Source organism: Streptomyces sp. NPDC003247, assembly GCF_042888135.1.
In the GTDB taxonomy this organism is placed as follows: Bacteria; Actinomycetota; Actinomycetes; order Streptomycetales; family Streptomycetaceae; genus Streptomyces.
The window spans coordinates 430,642-456,651 of sequence record NZ_JBIAPF010000002.1 but is presented as its reverse complement, the minus strand read 5'-3'; the positions used below and the strand labels follow the sequence as shown (position 1 = coordinate 456,651).

Sequence of the window (26,010 nt, the reverse complement as noted above, 5' to 3'; positions counted from 1 at the left end):
CCGATGTCGACCGCACTGCCCGGGATACCGATCCACGGATTGGCGTCGTGACCGGTGTAACGGTAGATCTGCCCGGACGAATTCACGCCCCACACATGGGTCCTCGACCCCACCGAGATCCGGGCCAGGCCACCGGAAATGTTGACCCAGTTGGTCGAACCCTGGTCCCCGGTGTAGCGGTAGATCGCACCCGCGGAGTTCACGTGCCACACGGTCCCGTCGGCGGCCACGCCGATGTCGACCGCACTGCCCGGGATACCGATCCACGGATTGGCGTCGTGACCGGTGTAACGGTAGATCTGCCCGGACGAATTCACGCCCCACACGTGAGTCCTGGACCCCACCGAGATCGTCGCGAGACCGCCAGAGATGTTCTTCCAGTCAGCCATGTTCGTGCCCCCTTCGCTTCGGATGCTGCACCCGGCTACTTGGCGAGCGGCAAGGACACACAAACAACCCCATATACTGATTGATCTCTTTAGTTATCCAAAAACCGATGTTTATTTCGTTCCGCCCTTGAGGATCGAGAGTTCAGAGGTTTGCGGCCGCTTCACATGAGGCCGAAAGAGTCGTAACCCACACGATGGGTCAACAAGGCTTCGAGTTGACGGCTCCCATGGGGCGTTTCGGTCCGCCTCGACCTGCACGCGGCACCCTCATGTCCATCGCGCGGCGGCGAGGGCGAGCGACGCGACGGCCAGGGCCAGGTAGCCGCCGGGGAACAGCATGTTGTGGAAGACGCGGGCACGGACGTGTACGCCGACCGCGCCGACGAAGAACAGGACGAGGCCCGTCGCGGCGGCGACGCCGATGGCCGTGGCGCCCGTGAGTCCGAGCAGGAGGCCGGCGGCTCCCGCGAGCTTGAGTGCGGCGAGCCATGGGATCCAGGTCCGCGGGACACCCACTTCGGTCGAGTTGGCGACGACGAACTCGGCCCGCGAGAAGTCCGCGACGGCCATTCCGGCGTTGGCCAGGACGGTGGCGACGGTGATGACGACGTAAGCGGTGAACATGTGCCTCGCCTTCCGGTCGAGCCCATCGGGTGGTCGGCGAGCCCTGCGCGCTCACCGCGACAAGCCTTTCCGAGGCTCCGGGTGACGTCCAATACCTGCGTCTATAACCTGGCGGCATGGATGTGGACACGCGTCTGCTGCGCTCCTTCGTCGCCGTGGCGGAGGAGGGGACCCTCACCCGCGCCGCCGAGCGGCTGTTCGTGTCCCAGCCGGCGCTGACCAAGCAGATCAGGCAGCTGGAGGCCCAGCTGGGAGCGCGACTGTTCACGCGGTCCCGCACCGGGATGGCGCTCACCGAGCCGGGCCGGGTCCTGAGTGGGCGGGCGCCCGCCCTGCTGGCCGAGTGGGACCGGGTGCTGCGGGAGACCAGGAGCGCGGCCGGCCGTGCGGCCCGCGTGCTGCGGGTCGGCTTCATGGCGAGTGCCGCCAACGAGGCGACCCCGCGCATCATCGCGGACTTCACCCGACGCCGGCCGGGCTGGCGGGTGGACATGCGGCAGGCCGCCTGGTCGCACCCCAGCGCCGGACTGGCGGATGGGGAGGTCGACGTGGCCCTGCTGCGGCTGCCCTTCCCCGGCCAGGACGCCCTGCGGACGGAGGTGCTGTTCACCGAGGACCGCTGGGTCGCCCTCCCCGCCGGACACCCCCTCGCCGCCCGCGACGTGATCCCCTTCCGGGATCTGTGGGACGAGCCGTTCGTGGCCGCCCCGCCCGAAACGGGCTGGTGGCGCGAGCACTGGCTGGCCACCGACGAACGCGAGGGCCACCCGGTCCGCATCGGCGCCGTCACCGACCAGCCGGACGACTGGCTCAGCGCGATCGCCAACGGCTACGGCATGGCCCTGGCCCCCGCGTCCGCCGCCCGCTTCTACGCCCGCCCGGGCATCACCTACCGCCCCGTCAGCGGCGTCAGTCCCAGTCGGGTCGGCGTCGCGTGGTCCCGCGCCGACGACACCGATCCCGTCGTCCGGGACTTCGTCCGCTGCTGCCTGGACAACAGACCACGGCCGGAGGAGAGCCCCATCTGACCAAACCGATGCTGCCTAACCGCCCGTGGCGTCCCGGCACAGCAGCCGCAGCGAGCCGTGTCCGGCGAAGCAGCGGCGGGCCTCGTCGATCGGGTCCCAGAGGTGGCCGTCGGGTGTGCGGACCCAGTGGTCGCCGCCCGTCGCCCACCACTCGCCGCCGGTCCGCCGGACGATCACCTCACCGGCGTACGCGCCGAGCCCGCGCAGCACGGACTCCACGGCGCCGTACGGCCTGTCCTCGCGGCGCAGGTCGCCGATGAGGCGGTCCACGCGCCACAGGCTCTGCGCCGAGAAGTCCAGGCGCGTCCGCGCGCCCTCGGGCAGGGTGGCCACGGCGTCCGCCGCCCACCGGGTGGGTTTCGTCGCGGCGTTCGGCCGGCCGGCCTGCTGGGACTGGGGGAAAGGTTTCTGCTGCGTCGTCGCCTGCGTCATCGCACTGGTCATATCATGCGTTCCCGCCTTGGCCATAGAGGGCGGAGCGTCGCCCGCCCTCGATCCATCACTCCTGGTCAGAGGCGTTCCCAGGACGCACGCAGGGCGTACGCAGGGCACATGCAGGAGTCATGCAGGACTCAGGCAGGACTCGCGCAGCACCGCCTCAGCTTTCCCACAGCGCGGGCACAGGAACGACACTCCCGCCGCAGTCCGTGCCCCGCCGGCTCACCGCACGCCGCGCGCCCGGCGCGACACGACCGCCCGCAGCACCCGCCGCCCCTCCGTGGAGACCTCCAGGGCCCGGCGCATCCCGCCCGCGCCGTGCCCGGCGAGCACTTCGAGGACGGTGACCTGGCGGCGCAGCTCGGCGGCGACGAGCGGCGGCATGCCCTCCGTACGGCCCGAGCGGCGGGAGTCGAGCGGGGAGGGGTCGGCGGCGGGGTCGAGGAGCCGGTGGATCTGGAGCGAGGCGACGGAGCAGGCGTCGGCCCACCGCCGCAGCTCGGCGGCGCGCCGCTCGGCGGGGGCCGCCTCCAGCATCCGCCCGGCGAGGACGACGGCCTCGTCACCGCCGCCGTCACCGTCCCCGTCGGCGGGATCGAGCGCGCCGCGCACCTGCTTCAGCAGGTCGCCCCAGGCGGTGGCGTCGGCGTCGTCCGCGAGGGCCGCCCACAGCGGACGCAGGGTCTCGTCGTCCCCGCCGAGGAGCGGCACGCACCGATCCAGACAAGCCAGTCCGCTGGCGGCGAGCCCGCGGTCGTCGGCCCGGGCGATGAGGTCCACCAGGCTCATGCACGCCTCCCTGTTCGGGGCGCCGTCCCCACGGAGCCCGCACTTCCCCTTACTGCGTGCGACAGCCCGGGAGTGTCACAGTGCGGGCGCGCCGAGCCGGGAGGGACGCTTTTCGGCCAACCCGGCTCCAGGGCCGGACCGGCGGGAGCGGCCCCCGTCAGCCCAGCCGGTCCGCCAGTGCCGTGAACTCGGTCCAGGACAGCGACGGCGCGCCCGGGTCCCACAGCTTCTGCACGGTGGCGCGCAGCGGCATGCGGATGCCGGCCGCGACCTGGTCCTGGGTCTGGGAGTTCGACAGGTCGCACCAGACCGCGAAGGAGCCGCCGAGGATCTGGGCGTCGTAGCTCGCCGGGACGGCCGTCGTGCCGCGCAGGACCCGGGGCGTCCACTGCTCGTAGATGCGCTGCCCGGTCGGGTAGACGAAGGTCTGCGGCTCGCCGAGGACGTAGTACAGGAACTCGTCGTTGTAGTTGAGGACCTTGCGGCCGGCGCTCAGGTACTCCACCGGCTTTCGCGCCCCGATCTCCTTGCCCGTCCAGTAGGCGACGACCAGGTCGTCGGCGGGCTTCACCGAGGTCCCCGCGTAGAAGCCGTCGTTCCAGGCGCGCATGGTGCGGTCGTGGGCGCGGACGGTGTCGGCGCGGTCGTTGAGCCAGCCGGTGGCGAGGTCGGCGACGCCGGCGCCGGAGCCGTAGGTGTCCCGCGCGGCGGTGGCGAGCTGCGGGTAGGAGGCGGCCGGGTCGGACACCGTCAGCGCCTGGTACTCGTCGCCGCCGAGGTGCCACTGGCCGCCGGTGAACAGTCCGGCGAACTCGTCCAGCAGGTCGTCCAGGAGGGCGCCGGAGGCGTCCTTGGAGATGTCGATCGCGCCGCGGGTCGCCGTTCCCTGGGCGTTCTTGAGCTGGAGCTCGGGGTGGGCGGCGAGGACGGCGCCGAGGTGTCCGGGTGAGTCGATCTCCGGCACGACGGTGATGTGCCGGCTCGCCGCGAGGTCGACGATCTTCTTCACCTGCGCCTTGGTCAGGTGCGGCGTCGAGACGATCTCCGGGTGGGTGTCGGACTGGATCCGGAACGCCTGGTCGTCGGAGAAGTGCAGGCCGATCTCGTTGAACTTGAGGTCGCCGAGCTCGCGCACCCGGTCCTGGATCCAGTCGGCGGTGAAGTGCTTGCGCGCGATGTCCAGCATGAACCCGCGCCGCGGCTTGGCCGGCTCGTCCCGCACGACGCCCTCCGGTGCCGTGCCGCCGCCGTGCACCTCCTGCTTCAGCGTGCGCGTGCCGTAGAACACGCCCTCGTCGGACGGCCCGCTGACGGTCACCCGCCCGCCGCGCACGGTCATGGTGTACGACTCCGGGTTCGCGCCCTCGTCGTCGTTGAGCGCCAGCCGCAGGTCGCCGGCGCGCACGTCGTCCTTCTGGCCCGCGTACGACATCCCCAGCTCACCGGCGATCAGCCGGCCCTCGTCGGCGAGGTCGGCGTCGCTCACCACCACCCGCTGCCCGCCGGCCGGCCGCCACCCGGGGCCGCGGGCCGGGGTGTGGGCGCGGACCGCGGGGATGGTCCGCGGGGTCTGGGAGAGGGCGTACGTCCGGGTCGGGGTGGGGGCGGCCGCCGCACCGGTGCCGGTCCCGTCACCGGCCGTGCGCGCCTGTGCCGATCCGGCCCGTGTCCCGTCGTCCCCGGAGGCCCACACTCCGGCGCCCGCGCCGATCACGACGACGAGAGCGCCGGCCAGCAGGGCCCGCCGGACGACCTGGGGCTGCGGGGTCCTCTCCGGCGCCCGGCGCCGATGCCTGTGCCTGTGCCTGCTCACTCCGCCAACCTACGACTCCCGGCCGTCCGAAGCGCGCGGAAGGGGTCCACCGCATCCTCCGAAACTCTCTCGTTCGAGTGAAATTCGGGCAAGCGTCGGACACGTCATGAGCACTCTCGATAACGTAGCGCCACACCTTTCACGGCATCCCCTGCCACACCACTCGTGACGCGAGGATCCACGCTGCCTGCGCACCGCCTCTCCCGCTTCTCCCGCCGAGTCGCCATACCGACACTGCCGGAGCAGACCAGGACCTCTCCCCCGGCACGCCCGCCGGAGCCGTTCGACACCCCTCCGCCGGAGCCGTTCGACACCCGTTCGCCGGAGCCGTTCGCCGCGCATCCGCCGGAGCCGTTCGACACCCGTCCGCCGGAAGCGTTCGACACCCGTCCGCCGGAGGAGTTCGCCACGCACCCGCTGGAGGCGTTCAACACCGCGCCCGCCGAGGAGGCCCACCACACCCTCCTCGCCTGCCTCCACAGCCCCAGCTGGGCCCGGCGCGTCACCGCGCACCGCCCCTACCCCACCCCGGACGCCCTCCTCGCCGCGTCCGACGAGGCCGCCTACGACCTGGCCCCGGGGGAGCTGGCCCAGGCCCTCGCGGCGGAGACGCTGCCGCCCCTCCCGGAGAACACCTACGAAGCGGCGCACATGGCCCTGGACGCGGCCCACGCCGCGTACGAGGCCCGCTTCGGACACGTGTTCGTCCTCTATCTCGGTGACACCCCGCCCGAGGAAACCCTCGACCACGTCCTCGAGGCCATCCGGTCACGATTGACGAACGATCCCGAGAAGGAGCGCGAGGTCGCGGCGGAGGAGCTCCGGCGCACGGCGCGAGGACGACTGACGGCCCGCCTCGGGGGCGCGAGGCCGTAACCGGCCCCCGGCCGCCGCCACATGGGCGCGACCGGCCACCAGGACACCGCATCGGCGGATACCGGGACACCCCGCCCCAGAAGCGCCGGCCGCTCGCCCATCCGCGTGCCACTTTGATCACACCGGTAGGCCCGCTGTAAGCACCACAGGCACACGTCGCTACGATGCTGGGGGCCGGTGGACCGTACCCGGCCGGGCCCGTCCGACACCGAAGCCGGCAGGCCCCAGTCCCCGCTCCCGGAGGGTTCTTCCGTGCCGGCTGGAACGCTGTACCGCGGCCGGGAAGGAATGTGGTCCTGGGTGGCTCACCGAGTCACCGGCGTCCTCATCTTCTTCTTCCTGTTCGTTCACGTGCTGGACACCGCACTCGTGCGTGTCTCCCCCGAGGACTACGACAAGGTCGTAGCCACGTACAAGACCCCGCTCGTCGCGTGCCTGGAGTACGGCCTCGTCGCCGCCATCCTCTTCCACGCTCTCAACGGCCTGCGCGTCATCGCCGTCGACTTCTGGTCCCAGGGTCCGCGCTACCAGAAGCAGATGCTCTGGTCCGTCGTCGGCATCTGGCTCGTGCTGATGCTCGGGGCGATCTACCCCGTCCTCGGCCACGCCGCTCGTGAACTGTTCGGGAGCTGAGACCGATGGCCACCACTGAAACCCCCGCCTCCGGAGTCGGCCCCGTCGAGGGCGGTTCCGTCTACAACGTCGACAACCCGGCGCCCGTGATCGAGGCCCCGCGCAAGCGCACGAAGAAGACCCCGCGGTCCACCCGGGGCAACTTCGAGATGGCCGCCTGGCTGTTCATGCGTCTCTCCGGCGTCGTGCTGGTCGTCCTGGTCATCGGCCACCTGCTGATCCAGCTCGTCCTCGACGGCGGTGTCTCCAAGATCGGCTTCGCCTTCGTGGCCGGCCGCTGGGCGTCCCCGTTCTGGCAGGTCTGGGACCTGTTGATGCTGTGGCTCGCCATGCTGCACGGCGCCAACGGCCTGCGCACGGTCATCAACGACTACGCGGAGCGCGCGAACACCCGGCTGTGGCTGAAGGGCCTGCTCTACACCGCCACGGTGTTCACCATCCTGCTGGGCACGCTGGTGATCTTCACCTTCGACCCGAACATCCGCTAGGCACGGGGCTGCGAGAATCATGAAGATCCACAAGTACGACACCGTCATCGTCGGCGCCGGTGGCGCCGGTATGCGCGCGGCCATCGAGTCGACGAAGCGCAGCCGCACCGCGGTCCTGACCAAGCTCTACCCCACCCGCTCCCACACGGGCGCCGCGCAGGGCGGCATGGCCGCCGCGCTGGCCAACGTGGAGGAGGACAACTGGGAGTGGCACACCTTCGACACGGTCAAGGGCGGTGACTACCTGGTCGACCAGGACGCCGCCGAGATCCTCGCGAAGGAGGCCATCGACTCCGTCCTCGACCTGGAGAAGATGGGCCTGCCGTTCAACCGCACCCCGAACGGCACGATCGACCAGCGCCGCTTCGGCGGTCACAGCCGCAACCACGGCGAGGCCCCGGTCCGCCGGTCCTGCTACGCGGCCGACCGCACCGGCCACATGATCCTCCAGACGCTGTACCAGAACTGCGTCAAGGAGGGCGTGGAGTTCTTCAACGAGTTCTACGTCCTCGACCAGCTGATCACCGAGGTCGACGGCGTCAAGCGCTCGGCCGGTGTGGTGGCGTACGAGCTGGCCACCGGCGAGATCCACGTCTTCCAGGCGAAGGCCGTCATCTACGCCTCCGGCGGCTGCGGCAAGTTCTTCAAGGTGACCTCCAACGCGCACACGCTGACCGGTGACGGCCAGGCCGCCGTGTACCGTCGCGGGCTGCCGCTGGAGGACATGGAGTTCTTCCAGTTCCACCCGACCGGCATCTGGCGCATGGGCATCCTGCTGACGGAGGGCGCCCGCGGTGAGGGCGGCATCCTCCGCAACAAGGACGGCGAGCGCTTCATGGAGAAGTACGCGCCGGTCATGAAGGACCTCGCCTCCCGCGACGTCGTCTCCCGCTCCATCTACACGGAGATCCGCGAGGGCCGCGGCTGCGGTCCCGAGGGCGACCACGTCTACCTGGACCTCACCCACCTGCCGCCGGAGCAGCTGGACGCCAAGCTCCCGGACATCACCGAGTTCGCGCGCACCTACCTGGGCATCGAGCCGTACACCGACCCGATCCCGATCCAGCCCACCGCGCACTACGCGATGGGCGGCATCCCGACGAACGTCGAGGGTGAGGTCCTGTCGGACAACACCACGGTCGTCCCGGGCCTGTACGCGGCCGGCGAGGTCGCCTGCGTCTCCGTGCACGGCGCCAACCGCCTGGGCACCAACTCGCTGCTGGACATCAACGTGTTCGGCCGGCGCGCGGGCATCGCCGCCGCCGAGTACTCCCAGAAGGCCGACTTCGTCGAGCTGCCGGAGAACCCCGAGTCGCTCGTGGTGGAGCAGATCGAGCGGCTGCGCAGCTCGACCGGGAACGAGCGGGTGGCGGAGCTGCGCCGCGAGCTCCAGGAGACCATGGACGCCAACGTCATGGTGTTCCGCACCGAGCAGACGATCAAGACGGCCGTCGAGAAGATCGCCGAGCTGCGCGAGCGCTACCGGAACGTGTCGATCCAGGACAAGGGCAAGCGGTTCAACACCGACCTGCTGGAGGCCATCGAGCTGGGCAACCTGCTCGACCTGGCCGAGGTCATGGCCGTGTCCGCCCTCGCCCGCAAGGAGTCCCGCGGCGGTCACTACCGCGAGGACTACCCCAACCGGGACGACGTCAACTTCATGCGCCACACCATGGCGTACCGCGAGGTCGGCGACGACGGCAGCGAGTCCATCCGTCTCGACTACAAGCCGGTCGTCCAGACCCGCTACCAGCCGATGGAGCGTAAGTACTGATGGCTACCCCCGTAATGGACAAGGTCGAGGCGGAGTCCGCCGCCTCTCCCTACATCACCGTCACCTTCCGGGTCCGCCGGTTCAACCCGGAGGTCTCGGCGGAGGCGACCTGGGAAGACTTCCAGCTGGAGATCGACCCCAAGGAGCGCGTCCTCGACGGCCTCCACAAGATCAAGTGGGACGTCGACGGCACGCTGACCTTCCGCCGCTCCTGCGCGCACGGCATCTGCGGCTCCGACGCGATGCGGATCAACGGCAAGAACCGCCTCGCGTGCAAGACGCTGATCAAGGACATCAACCCCGAGAAGCCGATCACGGTCGAGCCCATCAAGGGCCTCACGGTCCTGAAGGACCTGGTCGTGGACATGGAGCCGTTCTTCCAGGCGTACCGGGACGTGATGCCCTTCCTGATCACGAAGGACACCAACGAGCCGACGCGCGAGCGGCTCCAGTCGGCCGAGGACCGCGAGCGCTTCGACGACACCACGAAGTGCATCCTGTGCGCCGCGTGCACGTCGTCGTGCCCGGTCTTCTGGAACGACGGCCAGTACTTCGGCCCGGCGGCCATCGTCAACGCGCACCGCTTCATCTTCGACTCGCGTGACGAGGCCGGCGAGCAGCGCCTGGAGATCCTCAACGACAAGGACGGTGTGTGGCGCTGCCGCACCACGTTCAACTGCACGGACGCCTGCCCGCGCGGTATCGAGGTCACGAAGGCGATCCAGGAGGTGAAGCGGGCGCTGATCACGCGCCGCTTCTGAGGTCCGGACGCCTCCGACACGCCGAGGGCCCCGCTCCAGCACGGAGCGGGGCCCTCGGCGTGTGTGCGCCGGACCGGCTCAGCCGCGCAGGACGCGGCCCTGCTTGTCGGTGCGGTCGTTGCTGGTGAGGAACAGGATGCCGTCGATCAGCGCCCAGAAGCCGAGGCCACCGCAGGTGAGGAGCTGGGCGACGCCCACGCCGACGGAGCCGACGTAGAAACGGCCGATGCCGAGGGTGCCCAGGAACAGCTGGAGGATACCGGCGACGATCTTCGACTTGTCGGAGTACGGACGGCCCTTGGGGTCGACGCCGTAGGGGGCCTCAGGGGTGACGCTCATGTGAACTGCTCCTGGATGACTGCGAAACGGGGACTCCAGGAGGGATGCGACGAGATGCTGCCCGAGAACTGCTCACGTACCCCTGCCGTTCATGGACATGCAGGAACGTCCCCCCTGTGAGCCGTGAGCTTAGGGAGAGCTGTGGGGCGAAGGGGAGTGGGGGAGAACTTTCGTTCTAATTCCGTGATCTGGAATCCCGTGATCCGGAGGGCCGCGACCCGGAGGGTCATGCCCCGGAGGGCCGTGATCTAGGCGAGATTGCGGGCGACCGTCCACAGGACGGCCAGGCCGAGGATGACGGTCTGGGCGGGCCGGCCGAGTCGCGGCCGCCAGCGCCTCCCGCGCAGCCCCTCCGCCATCCACCGCCCCAGCAGCGCGAGCGCGAACGGTGCGGCGAGCAGCAGGGCGCGGTTGTCGAGCCAGGCCTGGGCGAGGTCACCGTGCATCAGGTCGTAGACCATGCGGGTGCCGCCGCAGGCGGGGCAGAGCAGGCCGGTGACGAACCGGAAGGGGCACTGCGGCAGCAGGTGCCCGGGCTCGTGGGGGTCGGTGACGTAGAGGTGGGCGGAGCCGGCCGCGCCGGCGGCGAGCACCGCGAGGGGTGCCGCCGCCGGGTGCCGCAGCACGGACGTACGGTCCCCGCCCACCGCGTCAGCCACGCAGGACCCGCCCCTGGGCGTCGGTCTTGTCGTTGCTGGTCAGCAGGATGATGCCGTCGATGAGCGCCCAGAACCCGAGCCCGCCGCAGGTGAACAGCTGGGCGAGGCCCAGGCCGACGTGGCCGATGTAGAACCGTCCGACGCCGAAGGAGCCGAGGAAGAGCTGGAGGATACCCGCGACGATCTTCGACTTGTCGGAGTACGGGCGGCCGTACGGGTCGCAGCCGTAGGGCGCGTTGGGGTCCGTGCCGTAGCCGGGGGGCGGGTAGCCGGGCTGCTGGTAACCGGGGGGCGGGTAGCCCGCCTGCTGATAACCCTGCTGGTAGCCCTGCTGCTGGGCGTCCTGGGGGTAGCCGTAGGGGCCGGCCTGGCCGCCCGCGTACGGCCCTTGACCGGCGTTCGGATACCCGTACCCCGGCTGCGGGGGCTGCTGCGGCTGCTGCGGCTGCTGCGGCTGTTCGGACACGGTGGCTTCTCCCCGAGACCTGATGATCGGATGGGACACACAAGTGAGTTCAGGTCATCTTGCCCGAAGAATCGGGCCCCGGAGAAGTCAGGGGCTCCGGGCACGTCCTCGGCGGGGAAGGGGACCCGCGCACGTACCCTGACGGTATGTCAGATGACCAGTTGTCCTACGACCTGCTCGGCTTCGACAACGTCCTGCTGCCCGTGGGGGACCTCGGCGAGGCCGTGGGGTTCTACGAACGGGCCGGGTTCGCGGTCGCGTTCCGGTTCGACGAGGCCGGGATCGCGCTGCTGGACGTCGGCGGCGAGACCCCCGGGATCCTGCTGCGGGAGGAGGAGGCGCTGACGCACCGGCCGCCGCCGTGGGCCGCGCCGCGCGTCTGGCTGGAGGTGCCGGACGCGCGGGCGGCGGCCCGCCGGCTGGCGTCCGCCGGCGTTCCGCCGCTCGACGAGCCGTTCTCCGTCGCCACCGGCTGGACCGTCGAGGTCGCCGACCCGTGGGGGAACGTCCTCGGCTTCACCGACTACTCCAAGCGCCCGGAGCTGGGCCGGGGACGGGCCGCGGCGGGCGGGGCGAGGGCGTAGCCGGCGGGCCCGCCCGGTCGGCCCGCGCGGGCGGTGACAGGCGGAGTCGTTAGGCTCTCGTCGTGTCCGCGAACCACGACGGCCCCGGTGAGGCCGCTCCCCCGACCGAGAGCCACGGGGCCGCCGCACGGTCCAAGTCCGAGCAGACCCGGGCGCTGATCCTGGAGACCGCGATGCGGCTCTTCCAGGAGCGCGGGTACGACAGGACGACGATGCGGGCCATCGCCCAGGAGGCCGGGGTCTCGGTCGGGAACGCCTACTACTACTTCGCCGGCAAGGAGCACCTGATCCAGGGCTTCTACGACCGGCTCGCCGCCGAGCACCGGGAGGCGGTCCGGGAGGTGCTGGCCCGGGAGACGGGACTGGAGGCACGGCTGGCGGGCGTGCTGCGGACCTGGCTGGACCTGGCCACGCCGTACCACGAGTTCGCCGTGCAGTTCTTCAAGAACGCCGCCGACCCGGACAGCCCGCTCAGCCCCTTCTCCCCGGAGTCGGAGCACGCGCGCGTGGAGGCGATCGGCGTCCACAAGGAGGTGCTGGCGGGGGCGACACGGACCAAGGTGCCGGAGGAGCTGCGGGAGGTGCTGCCCGAGCTGATGTGGCTCTCCCACATGGGGCTCGTCCTGTACTGGATCTTCGACCGTACGGAGGGCCGTGAGCGCAGCTACCGGCTCGCGGAGCGGGGCGCCCGGCTGACCGCGCGGGGCGTGGCACTGTCCCGCTTCCGGGTGCTGCGGCCCCTCGTCCACGAGGTGCACGAGCTGTTCACGGACTTCCTGCCCGGCATGACGAAGGCCCTGCCGGACCCGGCGCGGAAGAACGCACCGGGCCCGGCGGACGACACGGACGACGTGGAGGACACGGAGGGCACGGAGGGCACGGGGGGCACGGACCGCGCCTAGTTCAGGCCTGGTTCACCGCGTCCACCTCGTCCGCCTCGTCGCCCGACGGCTCCGTGAGGTCCACGTCGTGGACCAGCGGCTCGTCGGTGATCACCACGTGCCGCGCGCGGGAGGCGTACGAGGGCGCCGTCGTCGCCACCAGGTACGCCCCCGGCGCCGGGACCGCGAGGATGTAGGAGCCGTCGGCGAGGGAGGTGACGCGGTCCAGTCGGCGTCCGCCCTGGGACATCAGGGTGACCGCCGCGCCCTCGACCGGCTCGCCGGCCGCGTCCCGTACGAAGCCGTGGACCACCGAGGCCGGACCGCCGGCCGGCGCGGGCCGCGGCGCCTGCTCACCGGGCTCCACCGCCAGGTGCGGCAGCCGCTTGTCCAGCCACGCCGGCAGCCACCAGTTCGACGTGCCGAGCAGGTGCATCGCGGCCGGGACCAGGGCCGTGCGCAGGATGAAGGCGTCCAGGGCGACCGCGGCCGCCAGGCCCACGCCCGCCATCGCCGCGCCCGAGTCGCCGCTCAGCACGAACGCGAGGAACACGCAGACCATGATGAGCGCCGCCGAGTTGATCACGCGGCTGGTCTCGGCGAGGCCGACGCGCACCGCGCGCGCGTTGTCCCGGGTGTGCACCCACTCCTCGTGCATCCGGCTGACCAGGAACACCTGGTAGTCCATGGACAGCCCGAAGAGCAGGGACAGCATGATGACCGGCAGGAACGCGTTGACCGGGCCCTCCTTGCCGAGGCCGAGCAGGTCCAGGCCCCAGCCCCACTGGAAGACGGCGACGAGGACGCCGAAGGAGGCCGCCGCCGCGACCAGGTTCATCACGGCAGCCGTCAGCGGCACCACCAGGGACCGGAAGGCGACCAGCAGGAGCAGGAAGCCCAGGCCGATGATGGTCGCGACGAACAGGGGCAGGCGGTCGCCGGTGACGGTCGCGAAGTCCTTGGAGACGGCCGTGACCCCGCCGACGTGCGCCTCGGCCCCCGCCCGTGGGATCACGTCGTCGCGCAGGCGGTCGATGAGGGCGTCGGTCTCCTCGGACTGGGGCGAGGTCGTCGGCACCACCTGGATGACGGTGACGCCCCGGGCGGGCGGCAGCGCGGCGACCCGGGCGACGCCCGGCGCGTCCTCGATGCCCTGGACCAGGGCCGTGCTGTCGCCGTCCGACACGACCACCTGGAGGGGGCCGTTGAAGCCCGGTCCGAAGCCCTCGGCGAGCAGGTCGTAGGCCTGCCGGGTGGTCGTGGTCGTGTCGTCGTTGCCCTGGTCGGTGGCGCCGAGGCGCAGCGAGAGCACGGGCAGGGCCAGCACGGCCATCACGGCGAGGGCGAGCACGGCGACCGTACGGGGCCGGCGCTGCACGCCCGCGGACCAGCGGGCCGCCGGACCGCTCGCCCTCTCCTCCTCGGGGCCCCGCGCGGCGAGCCTGCGCCGCTGCCGGCGGCTGAGCACGCGCGGGCCGAGGAAGCCGAGCAGCGCGGGCAGCAGGGTGGTGGCCGCCAGCACGCTCAGGACGACCGTCAGGGAGGTGCCGATCACCACCCCGTCCAGGAAGCGCAGGTTCGTCACCAGCATCCCGGCGAGCGCGATGCACACCGTGCCGCCCGCGAACAGCACCGCCCGGCCCGAGGTGTCGAGGGCGGTGACCGCCGACTCCTCGGGGTCCAGGCCACGCAGGACGCCCTTGCGGTGCCGGGTGACGATGAACAGGGCGTAGTCGATGCCGACGCCGAGGCCGATGAGGGAGGCGAGCAGCGGGGCCAGGTCGGGGACGTCGGTGACATGGCTGAGGAGCTGGGTGCCGAACAGACCCATGCCCACGCCGAAGACCGCCACGGCGATCGGCAGCAGCATCGAGAACAGCGAGCCGAAGGCGAGGAACAGCACGATCGCGGCGGCGGCGAGGCCGACCATCTCGGCCAGTCCGGTCGGCGGCTCCTGCACCCGCTGGATCGCCTGGCCGCCCAGCTCCACCCGCAGACCGTCGCGGCCGGCGTCCCGCGCGGTGTCGACGACGTCCTCGACGAGTTCCTTCGGGACGGCGTTCGCCTGGTCGGTGAAGGTGACCTGGGCGTACGCGGTCCGCCCGTCACGGCTGACCTGCGCCGCGCCCTCGGGCCCCGCGTAGGGGCCGGTGACACCGCCGACGCCCGCCATGTCCGCTATCTCGTCGAGCGCGGGCTGGATCCGGGACCGTACGTCCTCGTCGCGCACCGAGCCCTCGTCGACCTTCCACACGACCGTGTCGGTGTCGCCCGCGCGCGCGGGGAACGCCTTCTCCATCAGGTCGTACGCCTTCTTGGAGTCCGTGTCCGGGAGGGAGAACACGTTCGCGTAGTCCGTGCCCGCCGTCGACGCCGAGAACCCCAGGCCGAACAGCGCCCCCACCCACAGCAACAGGACCACCAGCCGGTGCCGATAGCACCATCGCGCCAATGCCGCCACGCCTGAACTCCTTCTTCGCCGATCGGATTCGGTCGGTCCCCCAGGTCCTGGGCGCCAGCATGGGCGGCTCCGCGCGCTCGTGGCGGCGAACGGGCGTGACTCTCAAGGAACTCCAAAGCGGGAACCGGTCCGGCCGTCGGCGGGCCCGCCGATACTGGGGACATGACGACGGCCCCCGGCACCGTGCTGGTCGTGGAGGACGAGCCGAGCATCTCGGACGTCCTCGCCATCGCCCTGCGCTTCCACCGCTTCGAGGTCCTCACCGCGGGCACGGTCCGCGAGGCCCTCGCGCTGACCGAGCTCACCCCGCCCCACACCCGGACGGGCGCGCGCGGGCGGCCCCCCGTCGACGTGGCGCTGCTGGACGTGATGCTGCCGGACGGGGACGGGCGGGCGCTGGGGCGTGAGCTGCGCGCCCGACGGCCGGAGACGGCCCTGGTCTTCCTGACCGCGCGGGACGCGCCCGCCGAGATCGTCGGCGCCCTCGGCTTCGGCGACGACTACATCACCAAGCCGTTCGACATCGACGTGGTCGTCGCCCGCGTCACGGCGGTCCTGCGCCGCACCCGGCCGGCGGACGTCCTCCCGCGCAGACCGCCGCTGCGCTACGGCGACCTGGAGCTCGACGAGACGACGTACAGCGCGCACCGGGCGGGCCGCACGGTCGAGCTCACCCCCACCGAGTACGCGCTGCTGCGCTTCCTGGTGCGCAACGGCGGCCGGATCGTGCCCAAGGAGCAACTGCTGCGCCACGTCTGGCAGTACGAGCACACCCCGCCCGAGTCGACGGTCGTCGAGACCTACATCAGCTATCTGCGGCGCAAGCTGGACGCGCTGGGACCGCCGTTGATCACCACGCGGCGGGGCGTGGGGTACGGGCTGGCATGAGGCGGGCGCACCGGCACGGCGTCCACTCCCTGCGCGCCAAGCTGACCGCGGCGAACGTGGCGCTGCTCGCGCTCGGCATCGTCGCCGCGACCGCCGTCAGCCTGGTGGGCATGCGGCACTACCTGCTGGACCAGGTCGACTCCGAACTGACCAAGACCCGTTCCTCACTGGCCGGTTCGGGGCTCACCCTGCGGCAGATCGACTCGGTACGGATCCTGGGCTTCGTCCGGGACCGGCTGGTGCCCGAGCACGCCGACGAACAGCCGACACCGGACTCGGTCTTCGCCGCGGTGGACGCCCGGGGCCGGGCGGTGACCGTGTTCGGCATCGAGCCGACCGAGGCGCAGCGGGGACTGGCGGACGCCGTCGACGACCCCGGCGCCCTCGCCCGGGCCCCGGACCCGTACGACGTCACCGTGCACGGCGCTCCCTACCGGGCGACCGCGACCCGCCTCGCCGACGGCACGTACGTCCTGCTGGCCACCTCCACCGACGCCCTGCACAAGGGCCTGGTCAAGGCCCTCAAACTCGACCTGGCCGTCGGCACGCTGCTGCTGGCGCTGCTCGCCTGTCTGACCCTGTTCAGCGTGCGGCGGCGGATGCGGCCGCTGGAGGACATGGTGGAGACCTCCTCGGCCATAGCGGAGGGCGACCTCACCCGGCGCGTGCCCTCCAGCCACCACCCCACCCAGGAGGTCGAACAGCTGCGGCTCGCCCTGAACTCCATGCTGCACCAGGTGGAGACGGCGTACCGCACGCGCGAGCACAGCGCGGCCCAGCTGCGCCGGTTCGTCGCCGACGCCTCGCACGAGCTGCGCACCCCGCTCTCCGCGATCCGCGGCTACCTCCAGCTGTACGACCAGGGCATGCTGCGCGATCCGGCGGAGCGGCGGCGGGCCTGGGACCGGATGAACGGCGAGGTGGACCGCATGGGCCGGCTCGTCGACGAGCTGCTCACGCTGGCCCGTCTCGACCAGCGGCCCGAGCTGCGGCTGCGCGAGGTCGACGTGAGCCGGCTGGTGCGGGACGCGGCCGAGGACCTGCGCGCCCAGCAGCCCGGACGGCCCGTCACCGTCGACGCCGCGGGGGCGGTCCTGGTGCGGGCCGACGAGTCGGGCCTGCGGCAGGTCCTCGCCAACCTCGTCGCCAACGTCCGTACGCACACGCCCGCCGACGTGCCGGTGCGGCTCGCCGTGGAGCGCGCCGACGGCGCCGTACGGCTGCTCGTGGCGGACAAGGGACCGGGGCTGGCCCCGGACGACGCGGCGCGCGTCTTCGACCGCTTCTTCCGGGCCGGCGGCGGCGCCGGCAGCGGCCTGGGCCTGGCGATCGTGCAGGGCGTGGTCCACGCCCACGGCGGCGAGGTGACCGTCCGGACGTCCCCGGGGGAGGGCCTGACGGTGACCGTGGAACTGCCGGGGCGCGGGCCGGCGTGCGGGTGACGGCGGGACGGGCTCGGGCGGACGGCGGGGCGGGCTCGGGCCGGACGGCGGGGCGGGCTCGGGCGGACGGCGGCGCGGACCGGACGGCGGGACGGGCTCGGGAGGACAGCGGGGCGGACCGGACGGCGGGACGGGCTCGGGAGGACAGCGGGGCGGACCGGACGGCGGGGCGGGCGCGGGAGGACAGCGGGGCGGACCGGACGGCGGGGCGGGCGCGGGTGGGCGGAGTGCGGTGGTCAGGGGGTGTCGGGCGGGGTGACCAGTGCCCACACCGTCTTGCCGTGCCGGCCCCGGTTCCAGACGCCCCACGTGGCGGCGAGGGTCTCCACGAGGTGGAGGCCGCGGCCCTGTTCCTCCCACTCCGTGACGACGCGCGGGCGGGGTTCGAGCCGGCCCTCGTCGGAGACCTCGACGAGGCAGGAGCCGTCGGCCAGGGCGGTGACGGCCACCTCGACCTCGCGCTCGTGCGGGGCACCGTGCCGTACGGCGTTGGTGGCCAGCTCGGACACGATCAGGACCACGTCCTGGAGGGCCGGGTCGTCGGGGTGGTGGCCCCAGTCGGCCAGGTGATCACGGACCCGGCGCCGGGCGAGGCCCACGGACGCCGGATGCCGGGGCAGCCGGAAGGAGTTGCGTCTCGACACGTCTGCTCCTCACCCCGCGCACACCTCCACCACATGGTGCCCCGTCGGGTGACTGCCCGGTGTCACACGGGCGCATGCCCGGGCCGCCCGAGGAGCCGGCCCGGGTCCGCTCGGATCCGGCTCAGATCCAGTTCAGCCGCCACAGCCGGAACACGCCGTTGCCGTCCACCAGGTACTGGCCGCCGCCCACGTCGGCGCTGGTGAGGACGTACTCCTTGCGCTGCCACAGCGGGACGACCGGCACGTCCTGGGCGATGACCTCCTGGAGTGCGCGGAAGTCGGCGGCGGCGGCGCCGCGGTCGGCGTACTGCTGGCTGTCCCGGATGTACGCGTCGACGGCCTTGCTGCTGTAGCCGGTGTTCATGCTGGAGTCCGTGCCGACGAGCGAGGCACCGAAGGTGTCCGGGTCGGGGTAGTCGGCGACCCAGCCGACGGCGTACGCGTCGAGCCCGCCGGACGCCCAGCGCTTCTGGAAGTCGGTCCACTCGTAGCCCTTGACCGACACCTCGAACAGGCCGCTGGCCTCCAGTTGCCGCTTGAGCTCCTGGGCCTCCTGGGCGGCGGCGGCGCTGCCCAGGCCGTAGCCGTAGGTGAAGCGGACCGGGATGTCGACGCCGGCCTTCTCCAGGAGCCGGCGCGCCTTGTCGGGGTTCTGGTCCGGGTAGTCGTCGAAGAACGACGTGGTGTGGCCGGTGATGCCGGCCGGGATGAGCGAGTACAGGGGCTCGACCGTGCCCTTGTACACGGAGGCGGCCAGTTGCTCGCGGTCGATCAGCCAGGCCGTCGCCTTGCGCACGTCGGCGTCGTGCAGCGGGGAGCCGGAGCGGGTGTTGAAGTACAGGTTGCGGGTGTCGGAGCTCTCGGCCTCGACGATCCGCTGGCCGGTGTCGCCGGGGTCGAGCGCGGCGAGCACGCTCGGCGGGAGCTGGCGCGTGGCGACGTCGACCTTCTCGGCCTTCCAGGCCTTGTCGAGCGCCTCCGGGTCGGCGTAGTAGCGCAGTTCGACGGACCCGCCGGTCTTCACCGCGCCCTCGTAGCGCTCGCTGGGGGCGAGGTCGACCCGCTTGCCCTTGCTGTACCGGGTGAGTTCGTACGGTCCGGTGCCGTCGACCTGGTCGTCGGTGCGCAGGGCGTCGGCGGGGTAGCGCTCGCGGTCCACGATCGAGCCGGCCCCCGACGCCACCTTGAACGGGAAGGTGGCGTCCGGCGAGGTCAGGTGGAAGGTGACGGTGCGGCCGTCGGCCTCCACCGACTTCAGGGTGGAGAAAAGGGACGCGGGACCGACATCGGCGTTGATCTTCTTGACCCGGTCGAAGGAGAACTTCACGTCCTGGGCGTCCGCCGTGCGGCCGCTGGGGAACGTGAGGTCGTCGCGCAGCTCGCAGACGTACGTGGTCAGCCCGCTGCCGTCGAAGGAGCAGCTCTCGGCCGCGTCCGGCACGGGCTCGGCGCCGCCGGACTCGTAGGTGAGCAGTGACTGGTAGACGTTGCTGAACAGCGCCCAGGAGCCCGCGTCGTAGGCGCCGGCCGGGTCGAGCGAGGTGACGGTGTCCGTCGTGCCGACTTTGATGGCCTTGCCCGAGGCGCCCTGCGACGGCAGCAGTTGCCAGCCGCCCACTCCGACGGCCGCGAGAACCAGCAGCGTCGCGAGGATGCGCATGCGAACCGATCGCATGGTGGTGCCCTGCCCTCCCCAGGCCACAGGCCCGGCCTCCCAGTGCCACCCCCCTATGGCGGCGGGGCTCACCTAACCACACGTGTTTCATCCGGGGGAAGAGGAATCTGGCGAGATGGGAAAGAACTTGCCGACCGGTTGTTTCAGCCGAGTTTCACAGCGCCTCCCCACGTTCTCCTCGCCCTGGGCGGACGCCTGGTGACGGAACGTCAGGCGCGGGTCGAGGCGAGTTCGACGACCGTGATGTCCGACGGCGCGCCCACCCGCGTGGGCGGGCCCCAGGCGCCGGCGCCGCGGGAGACGTACAGCTGGGTGTCGCCGTAGCGCTCCAGGCCCGCCACCGTCGGGTTCGCGGCCGCGGCGAGGAGGTTGCCGGGCCAGAGCTGGCCGCCGTGGGTGTGGCCGGAGAGCTGGAGGTCGACGCCGTGGTCGACGGCGTCGTGGATCTGCACGGGCTGGTGGGCGAGGAGCACGCACGCGCGCGTGGTGTCGCGGTCGCCGAGCGCCGCGGCGTAGTCGGGCCCTTGGCCCTCGCTCTCGCCCGCGACGTCGTTGACGCCCGCCAGGTCGAACCAGGGCAGTTCGGTGCGGGCGTTCTCCAGGGGGCGCAGACCGAGCCGGCGCACCTCCTCGACCCACTGCTCGGCGCCGGAGAAGTACTCGTGGTTGCCGGTGACGAAGAAGCTGCCGTGGCGCGCCTTCAGTCGCGCGAGCGGGGCCGCCGCCGGGCCCAGGTCCTTCACGCTGCCGTCGACCAGGTCGCCCACGACGGCGATCAGGTCGGGCTGGGTGCCGTTGATCGTGTCGACGACCCGCTGGGCGAAGCCCCGGCCGAGGACCGGCCCCAGGTGGATGTCGCTGACGACGGCGATCCGGTAGCCGTGCGCCGCGCGCGGCAGCTTGGCCAGCGGGACCGTGACCCGCTTGACCGCCGGCCCGTCGAGGACGCCGTACGTGCCGTACCCGACCGTCCCGACGGCGGCCGCGGCCGCGGCGCCGCCGATCACCCGCGAGACGAACAGCCGGCGGGAGGGCGCGGCGACGAGCAGGGGGGACGGGGTGGCGGGGGGACTGTCGGGGGTGGTGGGGGAACCGTCGGGGGTGCGGCGGGCTCCGTCGGAGGTGCGGAGGGACCCTTCAGGGGCGCCGGGGGACGAATCGGCCGGGGCGTCGGCCGGACCACCGGCGGAGGAACGGGCCGAGGCGTCGGCCGGACCACCGGCGGAGGAACGGGCCGGGGCATCGGCCGGACCACCGGCGGAGGCATGGGCCGGGGCATCGGCGGAGGAACGGGCCGAGGCGTCGGCCGAGGGGACGGCCCGGGCCGGTGCGGGCCGCTGCTCGTGCGGCGTGCCGCCCGCCGGTGCCGGCCGCGGGTGGGACACGGCCGCCGTGGCGGGCCCGCGCCGCTCCAGGTACCGCCGCAGCAGCGGGCGGACGGCCTCGCCCACGACCACCGCCAGCAGCAGGTAGATCGACAGCGCCAGCCAGAGGAAGCCGGGCCAGGCCAGGACGCGCTGGAGCCAGAAGGGAGCGCCCGTGCGCTCGGCGACCAGGGCGCCGACGGCCAGCGCCCACCCGCCCGCGATCAGCACCGCGCCGCCGCGCCGCACCCACCCGGGGGCGCGGGTGGTGTCGCGGAACAGGCGGCGCCACAGGTACCAGTTGGCCGTCACCAGGACGGCCAGGGCGAGCAGCACGAAAAGGATGGCCACGGTGTCGTAATCCCCGCTGTCGGCTTGGGCGTCCGCGAACGGCGTCCGGCGGTCCGGCCGGTGCGCCGGGCGCCGGAGCGCCGGGACGATCGGTTATCGCGTGCGGCGCAGGGCGCGCAGTCCGCGCAACCCGATGACCCCGATGACCGTCCCCAGTACGAAGGAGACGACGGCGAGTGTCAGGTGGACCCAGAAGTACGCCGTGGGATCGCCGTCGTCGAAGGCGAGCCCGCTGCTGTCCTTGATCAGGTTTTTGACGAAAGTGACCCAGATGACCCAGCTCCACACCCCGAAGGCGAGCAGGAACCAGGACACCGGGCGGCTGAGCTTCATACCTCCAGTATCGCCAACCGGTGTCCGGTTCCGTGCCGGGGGTGGGGAGGGGGATGGGACTTCCCGTCGCCCGCCAGGTACGTTCTCCGTCGTGCCCGCTCCTCTGAAGCAGACCGTCAGGCGTTCCCTGCTGGTCACCTCCGCGACCCTCGCGTCCCTCGCGCTGACCGCGCCCGTGTCCCTGGCGGCCCCGAGCCCCTCACCGTCGGCCTCCGCCTCGGCCACTCCCCCGGCGGACATGTCCACCGTCGGCGGTGAACGCCTCGGGCGGGCCGGGACGCAGGTGGACCTCGCGGGCGGCGCCCCGGTGCTGCCCGAGGACCTGACGGCCCGGTCGTGGATCGTCGCGGACGCCGAGTCCGGCGAGGTGCTCGCCGCCCACAACGCGCACTGGCGCCTGCCCCCGGCGAGCACCCTGAAGATGCTCTTCGCCGACACCGTGCTGCCGAACTTCCCGAGCAGCACGCAGCACACGGTGCAGGCGAAGGACCTGGAGGGCATCGGCTCCGGCTCCAGCCTGGTCGGCATAAAGGAGAACGAGACCTACACCGTGCACGACCTGTGGCTCGGTGTCTTCCTGCGCTCCGGCAACGACGCCGTGCACGTGCTGTCGTCGATGAACGGCGGTGTCGAGAAGACGGTCGCGGAGATGAACGCGCACGCCGAGGAGCTCCAGGCCCTCGACACCCACGCGGTCTCCCCCGACGGCTACGACGCCTCCGGCCAGGTCTCCTCGGCGTACGACCTGACGCTGATCGCCCGCTCCGGGCTCCAGAAGAAGGACTTCCGGGAGTACTGCTCGACGGTGACGGCGAAGTTCCCGGGGGCGACGACGAAGAACAAGAAGGGCAAGACGGTCCGCGAGACCTTCGAGATCCAGAACACCAACCGGCTCCTGTCCGGCGACTACGACATAAGCCAGTACGAGGGCATCGCCGGCGTCAAGAACGGCAACACCACCAACGCGGGCGCCACCTTCACCGGCGTCGCCGAGCGCGACGGCCGGGTGCTGCTGGTCACGGTGATGAACCCGGAGAAGACGGACCACAACGAGGTCTACAAGGAGACCGCCGCCCTGTTCGACTGGGGCTTCCAGGCCGCCGGCAAGGTGCAGCCGGTGGGCGAGCTGGTGGCGCCGACGGGCGCCGCCCAGGCCGGCGCGGAGCCCAGCGCGGGCGCCTCGGACGGCGCCTCCGGCGAGGACGGCGGCACCGGGAACGTGTCGGGCAAGCCCGTGGCGAGCGCGGTGCCCGAGGGCGGCTCGGGCGGCATGGGCGTCGCGCTGGCCGTGACCGGCGGTCTGCTGGTGCTGCTGGCGGGCGCCGCGTTCCTGGTCAACCGCCGCTGGCCGCTGCCGGATCTGGTGCGCCGTCGCCGCTGACGCCGGTGTCCGGTGTGTCCGCCGCGCTGCCCGTCGCCGTCCAGGCGGCGCAGAACAGGACCAGCTTCGCGGTGAAGTTGATCCACAGCAGCAGGGCGATGGGCACCCCGAACGCGCCGTACATGCTCTTCGCGGCCACGCCCTGGAGGTAGCCGCTGAGCAGCAGTTTCAGCAGTTCGAAGCCGACCGCGCCGGTCAGCGCCGCCACCACCAGGCGGCGCCGCCGGGGCTCGACGCCGGGCAGCAGGGTCAGGACGTAGAGGAGCAGCAGGAAGTCGGCGAGGACGGCGACGGAGAAGGCGGCGAGGCGCAGCAGCACCCCGCCCCAGCCGCCCTCGTCGATGCCGAGCTGCCGGGTGATCCAGCCGACCATCGCGGAGGCGACGGTGGAGGCGGCGAGGGTGACGAGGACGGCGCCGCCCAGGCCGACGAGGACGCCGAGGTCCTTGGCCTTGCGCAGGACCGGGTTGTCCTCGTCGTCGGGCAGCTCCCACACCGCGCGCAGGCACTCGCGCGTCGCGCCCGCCCAGCCGACGCCGGTGAACAGCAGGGCGGCACCGGCGATGAGACCGACGGTGCCGGCGTTCTGCACCAGGGCGTCGATGTCGAGCTGGTCGGAGATGCCGGGCACCTGCTCGGCGAGCCGGTCCTCCAGGGTGTGCTGCTGGTCGCGGCCGAACGCGGCGGCGGCGATCGCGGCGGCCACGGTGAGCAGCGGGAAGAGCGCGATGAAACTGGTGAACGTCATCGCCGCGGCCAGCCGCGTCCACTTCACGCGGTCCAGCCGCTCGAACGACCGCCACGCGTGCGTGGCCGTCAGGCGCGTGACGAACGGGCCGATCCCGGGGAGTCTTTTCAGCCAGTCCATGATCCGACCCCGCCCTCGTCAGTTCCGCCCCGTGCTCCGGCCCGCGCCGAACACCCATGTCCGTGTACCCCAGAACCGCAGGACGGTCGCCAGCGCCATGCCGACGCCGGCCCCGGAGACGGTGTCCGCGCGGTGTGAGGTGAAGCCGAGACCATAGTGGCTGACGGCGAGACAGAGGAGCTGGACGAGGGCGCCGGCGAGGTTCACCGCGAGGAACACGGCGTAGGGGCGCGGGCCCGTCACGCGCGCGTGCCGGTAGGGGCCGAGGGCGTTGCCCGCGTAGGCGACCGTGCAGCCGGCCAGGAAGGAGAGGGCCTTGGCGGTGAGCGGGTCGAGGCCGGCCGGGCCGCGCAGGTGGGTGAAGAGGGCGAGGTCGGCGGCGTAGGCGAGGAGGCCGACGGCGGCGAAGCCGAGCAGCTCGCCCCGCCGCGGTGCCGTTCTCACCAATGGGCCACCGCCAGCCCGTACATGGCGGCCCAGGCGGCTCCGATCAGGGTGAGGGCGCGGTCGCCGAGGACGACCTCCTCGGGTTCGCCGGCGGTGCCGCGGTCGGCGAAGACGGCGTAGCGCAGGACGGCGAGGATGAAGGCGACCACCGACAGCTGGCGCCAGGGCAGCACGCCCGGGTACGGGACGCCGCCCTCCTCCAGGGCCCACAGGCAGTAGCCGAGGACGGCGACCCCGGCGGCCAGTTGCCAGACGAAGCGCAGGTAGCCGGTGGTGTACTCGGTGAGCAGCGCGCGGGTGGCGCCCTCCTTGCCGGCCATCTGCACGGCCTCGGAGTAGCGCTTGGCCGACACCATGAACAGCGCCCCGAACCCGGTGGTGATCAGGAACCAGCGCGACAGCGGGATGCCGAGCGCGAGCCCGCCGACCATGGCCCGCATCAGGAACCCGGTCGTGACGACGACGAGGTCGACGACCAGGACGTGCTTGAGGCTGACGCAGTACGCCAGTTGCATGGCGAGGTACGCCGCCAGGAGGGCCGCGACGGCGGGCGAGGTCAGCCAGGCCGCGGTGGCCGGCGCGAGGACCGCGAGGGCGCCTCCCACGGCGTGGGCGAGGGGCACCGGGACCTGGCCCGCGGCGACCGGGCGGTGCCGTTTGACGGGGTGGGCGCGGTCGGCGTCGGCGTCCCGGGCGTCGTTGATCAGGTAGACGGCGGCGGCGCAGGCGGTGAACAGGGCGAAGACGAGTGCCAGTTCGGTCAGGGCGGTCCAGGAGAAGAGCCGGCCGGCGGCCGCGGGGGCGGCCACGACGAGGGTGTTCTTGACCCACTGCTTGGGGCGGGCGGTGCGCAGGAGGCCGGCGAGGAGGGAGCCGGTGCGGGCGGGGAGGGGGATGGCGGAGAGGGAGGGGTCGGGGCGAGAGGGGTCGGGGCGGGAGGGGTCGGGGAAGGCGCGGGAGGGGTCGGGGCGGGGGGTCTTGGTGAGGGGGGTCTTGGTGAGGGGCGCGGTCTCGGTCATGCCCCGCCTCCTCGCACACCGTGGGCGCCCGCGTGCATCCAGCGTGCTCCCGCGCGCGCCGTGAGGGCCCCGAGGGCCGCACCCGCCGCCACGTCGGAGGGGTAGTGGACGCCGACGACCAGGCGGGAGAGGCACACCGCGGCGGCGAGCGGAGCGACGGCGTACGCGCCGAGCGCGCCGTAGGCGACGGCGGCGGCCGCCGCCGAGGTGGCGTGCGAGCTGGGGAAGGAGTGCCGGCCGGCGGTGCGCACCAGGGGCTCGACGTGGGCGGGGCGCGGACGGCGGACGATCCGCTTCACGCCGGTGCTGGCGAGGTGCGCGCCCGCGGTGAGCGCGGTGGCGCGCAGCCAGGCGCCGCGCCGGGTGCCGTCCACGGCGGCGCCCACGAGTCCCCCCGCGAGCCACAGGGCGCCGTGCTCGCCCGCCCAGGACAGGGCGCGCGCGGCCCCCGCCACGCGCGGATCCGCACCACGCGCGCGGAGCGCCGCGAGGATGCGGTGGTCGAAGTCCTCCGGGGTGTCATCCGTGTGGTGGTCCATGGGGACTCACTGTTCACGCCGACCCCGCCGGAACTCCGCCAATATTGAGCGACATA

The 26,010-nt window shown here is 72.4% G+C and carries 27 protein-coding genes and 1 pseudogene; 11 read left to right on the top strand and 17 right to left on the bottom strand.

Features of this window, described 5'->3' with window-relative positions; genetic code table 11:
• Together ACFYWQ_RS06980 and ACFYWQ_RS06975 are read right to left on the bottom strand one after the other, a co-directional pair.
• The coding region (locus ACFYWQ_RS06980) for a tectonin domain-containing protein (protein ID WP_389513526.1) at positions 1-389 on the bottom strand (389 nt) is incomplete at its 3' end.
• Between the two features lie 267 nt (positions 390-656).
• Positions 657-1,013 (bottom strand): DoxX family protein, encoded by a 357-nt coding sequence (locus ACFYWQ_RS06975; protein WP_389513524.1) that lies wholly within the window; start codon positions 1,011-1,013, stop codon positions 657-659.
• Positions 1,014-1,129: 116 nt separating this feature from the next.
• Between ACFYWQ_RS06975 and ACFYWQ_RS06970 the strand changes: the two genes are divergently transcribed.
• Positions 1,130-2,041: a LysR family transcriptional regulator gene (locus ACFYWQ_RS06970; protein ID WP_389513522.1), complete on the top strand. Its 912-nt coding sequence runs from the start codon at positions 1,130-1,132 to the stop codon at positions 2,039-2,041.
• A 15-nt stretch (positions 2,042-2,056) separates the two neighbouring features.
• Here the strand turns inward: ACFYWQ_RS06970 and ACFYWQ_RS06965 are convergent, their stop codons facing one another.
• From ACFYWQ_RS06965 to ACFYWQ_RS06955, 3 genes are all read right to left on the bottom strand, one after another.
• Positions 2,057-2,473, bottom strand: a complete 417-nt coding sequence (locus ACFYWQ_RS06965) for a hypothetical protein (RefSeq protein ID WP_389513520.1) — start codon at positions 2,471-2,473, stop codon at positions 2,057-2,059.
• Positions 2,474-2,701: 228 nt separating this feature from the next.
• Complete coding sequence (locus ACFYWQ_RS06960) at positions 2,702-3,268, bottom strand: hypothetical protein (protein ID WP_389513518.1); 567 nt, start codon at positions 3,266-3,268, stop codon at positions 2,702-2,704.
• Positions 3,269-3,425: 157 nt separating this feature from the next.
• Positions 3,426-5,003 (bottom strand): glycoside hydrolase family 20 protein, encoded by a 1,578-nt coding sequence (locus tag ACFYWQ_RS06955; RefSeq protein ID WP_389514372.1) that lies wholly within the window; start codon positions 5,001-5,003, stop codon positions 3,426-3,428.
• A gap of 495 nt (positions 5,004-5,498) precedes the next feature.
• On the opposite strand from ACFYWQ_RS06955, the gene ACFYWQ_RS06950 reads away from it, so the two are divergent.
• The 5 genes from ACFYWQ_RS06950 to ACFYWQ_RS06930 all read left to right on the top strand — a co-directional run bounded on the left by ACFYWQ_RS06950 (position 5,499) and on the right by ACFYWQ_RS06930 (position 9,613).
• Positions 5,499-5,957 (top strand): 2-oxo-4-hydroxy-4-carboxy-5-ureidoimidazoline decarboxylase, encoded by a 459-nt coding sequence (locus ACFYWQ_RS06950; RefSeq protein ID WP_389514371.1) that lies wholly within the window; start codon positions 5,499-5,501, stop codon positions 5,955-5,957.
• A 252-nt stretch (positions 5,958-6,209) separates the two neighbouring features.
• Positions 6,210-6,590, top strand: coding sequence for a succinate dehydrogenase, cytochrome b556 subunit (sdhC, locus tag ACFYWQ_RS06945; protein WP_389513517.1), 381 nt, complete (start codon positions 6,210-6,212; stop codon positions 6,588-6,590).
• A gap of 5 nt (positions 6,591-6,595) precedes the next feature.
• Positions 6,596-7,078 carry a succinate dehydrogenase hydrophobic membrane anchor subunit gene (locus ACFYWQ_RS06940; RefSeq protein WP_389513515.1) on the top strand — a complete coding sequence of 161 codons (483 nt, stop codon included), beginning with the start codon at positions 6,596-6,598 and terminating at the stop codon, positions 7,076-7,078.
• Between the two features lie 19 nt (positions 7,079-7,097).
• Entirely contained in the window at positions 7,098-8,852 is a 1,755-nt protein-coding gene (gene sdhA, locus ACFYWQ_RS06935; protein WP_389513514.1) for a succinate dehydrogenase flavoprotein subunit, read from the top strand.
• Positions 8,852-9,613, top strand: a complete 762-nt coding sequence (locus ACFYWQ_RS06930; protein WP_389513513.1) for a succinate dehydrogenase iron-sulfur subunit — start codon at positions 8,852-8,854, stop codon at positions 9,611-9,613. The genes sdhA and ACFYWQ_RS06930 overlap by 1 nt, the downstream gene beginning before the upstream one ends.
• A gap of 78 nt (positions 9,614-9,691) precedes the next feature.
• Here ACFYWQ_RS06930 and ACFYWQ_RS06925 read toward each other — a convergent pair whose 3' ends face one another.
• From ACFYWQ_RS06925 to ACFYWQ_RS06915, 3 genes are all read right to left on the bottom strand, one after another.
• Complete coding sequence (locus tag ACFYWQ_RS06925) at positions 9,692-9,952, bottom strand: TM2 domain-containing protein (RefSeq protein WP_389513512.1); 261 nt, start codon at positions 9,950-9,952, stop codon at positions 9,692-9,694.
• A gap of 248 nt (positions 9,953-10,200) precedes the next feature.
• On the bottom strand, positions 10,201-10,611 hold the full coding sequence (locus ACFYWQ_RS06920) for a DUF2752 domain-containing protein (RefSeq protein ID WP_389513511.1): 411 nt from the start codon (positions 10,609-10,611) through the stop codon (positions 10,201-10,203).
• A complete protein-coding gene (locus ACFYWQ_RS06915; RefSeq protein ID WP_389513510.1) occupies positions 10,604-11,077 on the bottom strand; it encodes a TM2 domain-containing protein in 474 nt (157 codons plus the stop codon). Before ACFYWQ_RS06915 ends, ACFYWQ_RS06920 begins: the two co-directional genes overlap by 8 nt.
• Positions 11,078-11,223: 146 nt before the next feature.
• Here ACFYWQ_RS06915 and ACFYWQ_RS06910 point away from each other — a divergent pair, with 146 nt between their 5' ends.
• The gene (locus ACFYWQ_RS06910) at positions 11,224-11,661 is read left to right on the top strand and encodes a VOC family protein (protein ID WP_389513509.1); all 438 of its coding nucleotides are present in this window, start codon (positions 11,224-11,226) and stop codon (positions 11,659-11,661) included.
• 62 nt (positions 11,662-11,723) lie between these two features.
• Positions 11,724-12,563 carry a TetR/AcrR family transcriptional regulator gene (locus ACFYWQ_RS06905; protein ID WP_389513508.1) on the top strand — a complete coding sequence of 280 codons (840 nt, stop codon included), beginning with the start codon at positions 11,724-11,726 and terminating at the stop codon, positions 12,561-12,563.
• A gap of 1 nt (position 12,564) precedes the next feature.
• On the opposite strand, the gene ACFYWQ_RS06900 is transcribed toward ACFYWQ_RS06905, so the two are convergent.
• Complete coding sequence (locus tag ACFYWQ_RS06900; RefSeq protein ID WP_389514369.1) at positions 12,565-14,994, bottom strand: MMPL family transporter; 2,430 nt, start codon at positions 14,992-14,994, stop codon at positions 12,565-12,567.
• 171 nt (positions 14,995-15,165) lie between these two features.
• On the opposite strand from ACFYWQ_RS06900, the gene ACFYWQ_RS06895 reads away from it, so the two are divergent.
• A complete protein-coding gene (locus tag ACFYWQ_RS06895) occupies positions 15,166-15,891 on the top strand; it encodes a response regulator transcription factor (RefSeq protein ID WP_389513506.1) in 726 nt (241 codons plus the stop codon).
• Positions 15,888-17,333, top strand: a complete 1,446-nt coding sequence (locus ACFYWQ_RS06890) for an ATP-binding protein (protein ID WP_389513504.1) — start codon at positions 15,888-15,890, stop codon at positions 17,331-17,333. Before ACFYWQ_RS06895 ends, ACFYWQ_RS06890 begins: the two co-directional genes overlap by 4 nt.
• A 236-nt stretch (positions 17,334-17,569) precedes the next feature.
• Here the strand turns inward: ACFYWQ_RS06890 and ACFYWQ_RS06885 are convergent, their stop codons facing one another.
• The 4 genes from ACFYWQ_RS06885 to ACFYWQ_RS06870 all read right to left on the bottom strand — a co-directional run bounded on the left by ACFYWQ_RS06885 (position 17,570) and on the right by ACFYWQ_RS06870 (position 21,700).
• Positions 17,570-17,977, bottom strand: coding sequence for an ATP-binding protein (locus ACFYWQ_RS06885; protein WP_389513502.1), 408 nt, complete (start codon positions 17,975-17,977; stop codon positions 17,570-17,572).
• 121 nt (positions 17,978-18,098) lie between these two features.
• Positions 18,099-19,637, bottom strand: a complete 1,539-nt coding sequence (locus tag ACFYWQ_RS06880; RefSeq protein WP_389513501.1) for an ABC transporter substrate-binding protein — start codon at positions 19,635-19,637, stop codon at positions 18,099-18,101.
• A gap of 224 nt (positions 19,638-19,861) precedes the next feature.
• Positions 19,862-21,367, bottom strand: coding sequence for a metallophosphoesterase (locus ACFYWQ_RS06875; RefSeq protein ID WP_389513500.1), 1,506 nt, complete (start codon positions 21,365-21,367; stop codon positions 19,862-19,864).
• A 93-nt stretch (positions 21,368-21,460) separates the two neighbouring features.
• Positions 21,461-21,700, bottom strand: a complete 240-nt coding sequence (locus tag ACFYWQ_RS06870) for an SCO4848 family membrane protein (protein ID WP_385063974.1) — start codon at positions 21,698-21,700, stop codon at positions 21,461-21,463.
• Positions 21,701-21,791: 91 nt separating this feature from the next.
• Between ACFYWQ_RS06870 and ACFYWQ_RS06865 the strand changes: the two genes are divergently transcribed.
• A complete protein-coding gene (locus ACFYWQ_RS06865; protein WP_389513497.1) occupies positions 21,792-23,081 on the top strand; it encodes a D-alanyl-D-alanine carboxypeptidase family protein in 1,290 nt (429 codons plus the stop codon).
• On the opposite strand, the gene ACFYWQ_RS06860 is transcribed toward ACFYWQ_RS06865, so the two are convergent.
• From ACFYWQ_RS06860 to ACFYWQ_RS06845, 4 genes and pseudogenes are all read right to left on the bottom strand, one after another.
• Positions 23,035-23,949, bottom strand: coding sequence for a YihY/virulence factor BrkB family protein (locus tag ACFYWQ_RS06860; RefSeq protein WP_389513495.1), 915 nt, complete (start codon positions 23,947-23,949; stop codon positions 23,035-23,037). The two genes, ACFYWQ_RS06865 and ACFYWQ_RS06860, sit on opposite strands and share 47 nt — an antisense overlap.
• Positions 23,937-24,429: pseudogene (locus ACFYWQ_RS06855) on the bottom strand (GtrA family protein). The gene ACFYWQ_RS06860 and the pseudogene ACFYWQ_RS06855 overlap by 13 nt, the downstream one beginning before the upstream one ends.
• Positions 24,390-25,415 carry a decaprenyl-phosphate phosphoribosyltransferase gene (locus tag ACFYWQ_RS06850; RefSeq protein WP_389513493.1) on the bottom strand — a complete coding sequence of 342 codons (1,026 nt, stop codon included), beginning with the start codon at positions 25,413-25,415 and terminating at the stop codon, positions 24,390-24,392. Before ACFYWQ_RS06850 ends, ACFYWQ_RS06855 begins: the two are co-directional and overlap by 40 nt.
• Positions 25,412-25,954: a phosphatase PAP2 family protein gene (locus tag ACFYWQ_RS06845; protein WP_389513491.1), complete on the bottom strand. Its 543-nt coding sequence runs from the start codon at positions 25,952-25,954 to the stop codon at positions 25,412-25,414. Before ACFYWQ_RS06845 ends, ACFYWQ_RS06850 begins: the two co-directional genes overlap by 4 nt.
• Positions 25,955-26,010: the final 56 nt, after the last annotated feature.

Excerpts from the sequence above, each read along its gene's own strand:
- ACFYWQ_RS06930 (WP_389513513.1), top strand. The coding sequence starts at position 8,852 with ATGGCTACCCCCGTAATGGACAAGGTCGAGGCGGAGTCCGCCGCCTCT.
- ACFYWQ_RS06975 (WP_389513524.1), bottom strand. The coding sequence starts at position 1,013 with ATGTTCACCGCTTACGTCGTCATCACCGTCGCCACCGTCCTGGCCAAC.
- ACFYWQ_RS06970 (WP_389513522.1), top strand. The coding sequence starts at position 1,130 with ATGGATGTGGACACGCGTCTGCTGCGCTCCTTCGTCGCCGTGGCGGAG.
- ACFYWQ_RS06895 (WP_389513506.1), top strand. The coding sequence starts at position 15,166 with ATGACGACGGCCCCCGGCACCGTGCTGGTCGTGGAGGACGAGCCGAGC.
- ACFYWQ_RS06845 (WP_389513491.1), bottom strand. The coding sequence starts at position 25,954 with ATGGACCACCACACGGATGACACCCCGGAGGACTTCGACCACCGCATC.
- ACFYWQ_RS06850 (WP_389513493.1), bottom strand. The coding sequence starts at position 25,415 with ATGACCGAGACCGCGCCCCTCACCAAGACCCCCCTCACCAAGACCCCC.
- ACFYWQ_RS06925 (WP_389513512.1), bottom strand. The coding sequence starts at position 9,952 with ATGAGCGTCACCCCTGAGGCCCCCTACGGCGTCGACCCCAAGGGCCGT.
- ACFYWQ_RS06910 (WP_389513509.1), top strand. The coding sequence starts at position 11,224 with ATGTCAGATGACCAGTTGTCCTACGACCTGCTCGGCTTCGACAACGTC.
- ACFYWQ_RS06890 (WP_389513504.1), top strand. The coding sequence starts at position 15,888 with ATGAGGCGGGCGCACCGGCACGGCGTCCACTCCCTGCGCGCCAAGCTG.
- ACFYWQ_RS06880 (WP_389513501.1), bottom strand. The coding sequence starts at position 19,637 with ATGCGCATCCTCGCGACGCTGCTGGTTCTCGCGGCCGTCGGAGTGGGC.
- ACFYWQ_RS06860 (WP_389513495.1), bottom strand. The coding sequence starts at position 23,949 with ATGGACTGGCTGAAAAGACTCCCCGGGATCGGCCCGTTCGTCACGCGC.
- sdhA (WP_389513514.1), top strand. The coding sequence starts at position 7,098 with ATGAAGATCCACAAGTACGACACCGTCATCGTCGGCGCCGGTGGCGCC.
- ACFYWQ_RS06965 (WP_389513520.1), bottom strand. The coding sequence starts at position 2,473 with ATGACGCAGGCGACGACGCAGCAGAAACCTTTCCCCCAGTCCCAGCAG.
- ACFYWQ_RS06940 (WP_389513515.1), top strand. The coding sequence starts at position 6,596 with ATGGCCACCACTGAAACCCCCGCCTCCGGAGTCGGCCCCGTCGAGGGC.
- ACFYWQ_RS06960 (WP_389513518.1), bottom strand. The coding sequence starts at position 3,268 with ATGAGCCTGGTGGACCTCATCGCCCGGGCCGACGACCGCGGGCTCGCC.
- ACFYWQ_RS06870 (WP_385063974.1), bottom strand. The coding sequence starts at position 21,700 with ATGAAGCTCAGCCGCCCGGTGTCCTGGTTCCTGCTCGCCTTCGGGGTG.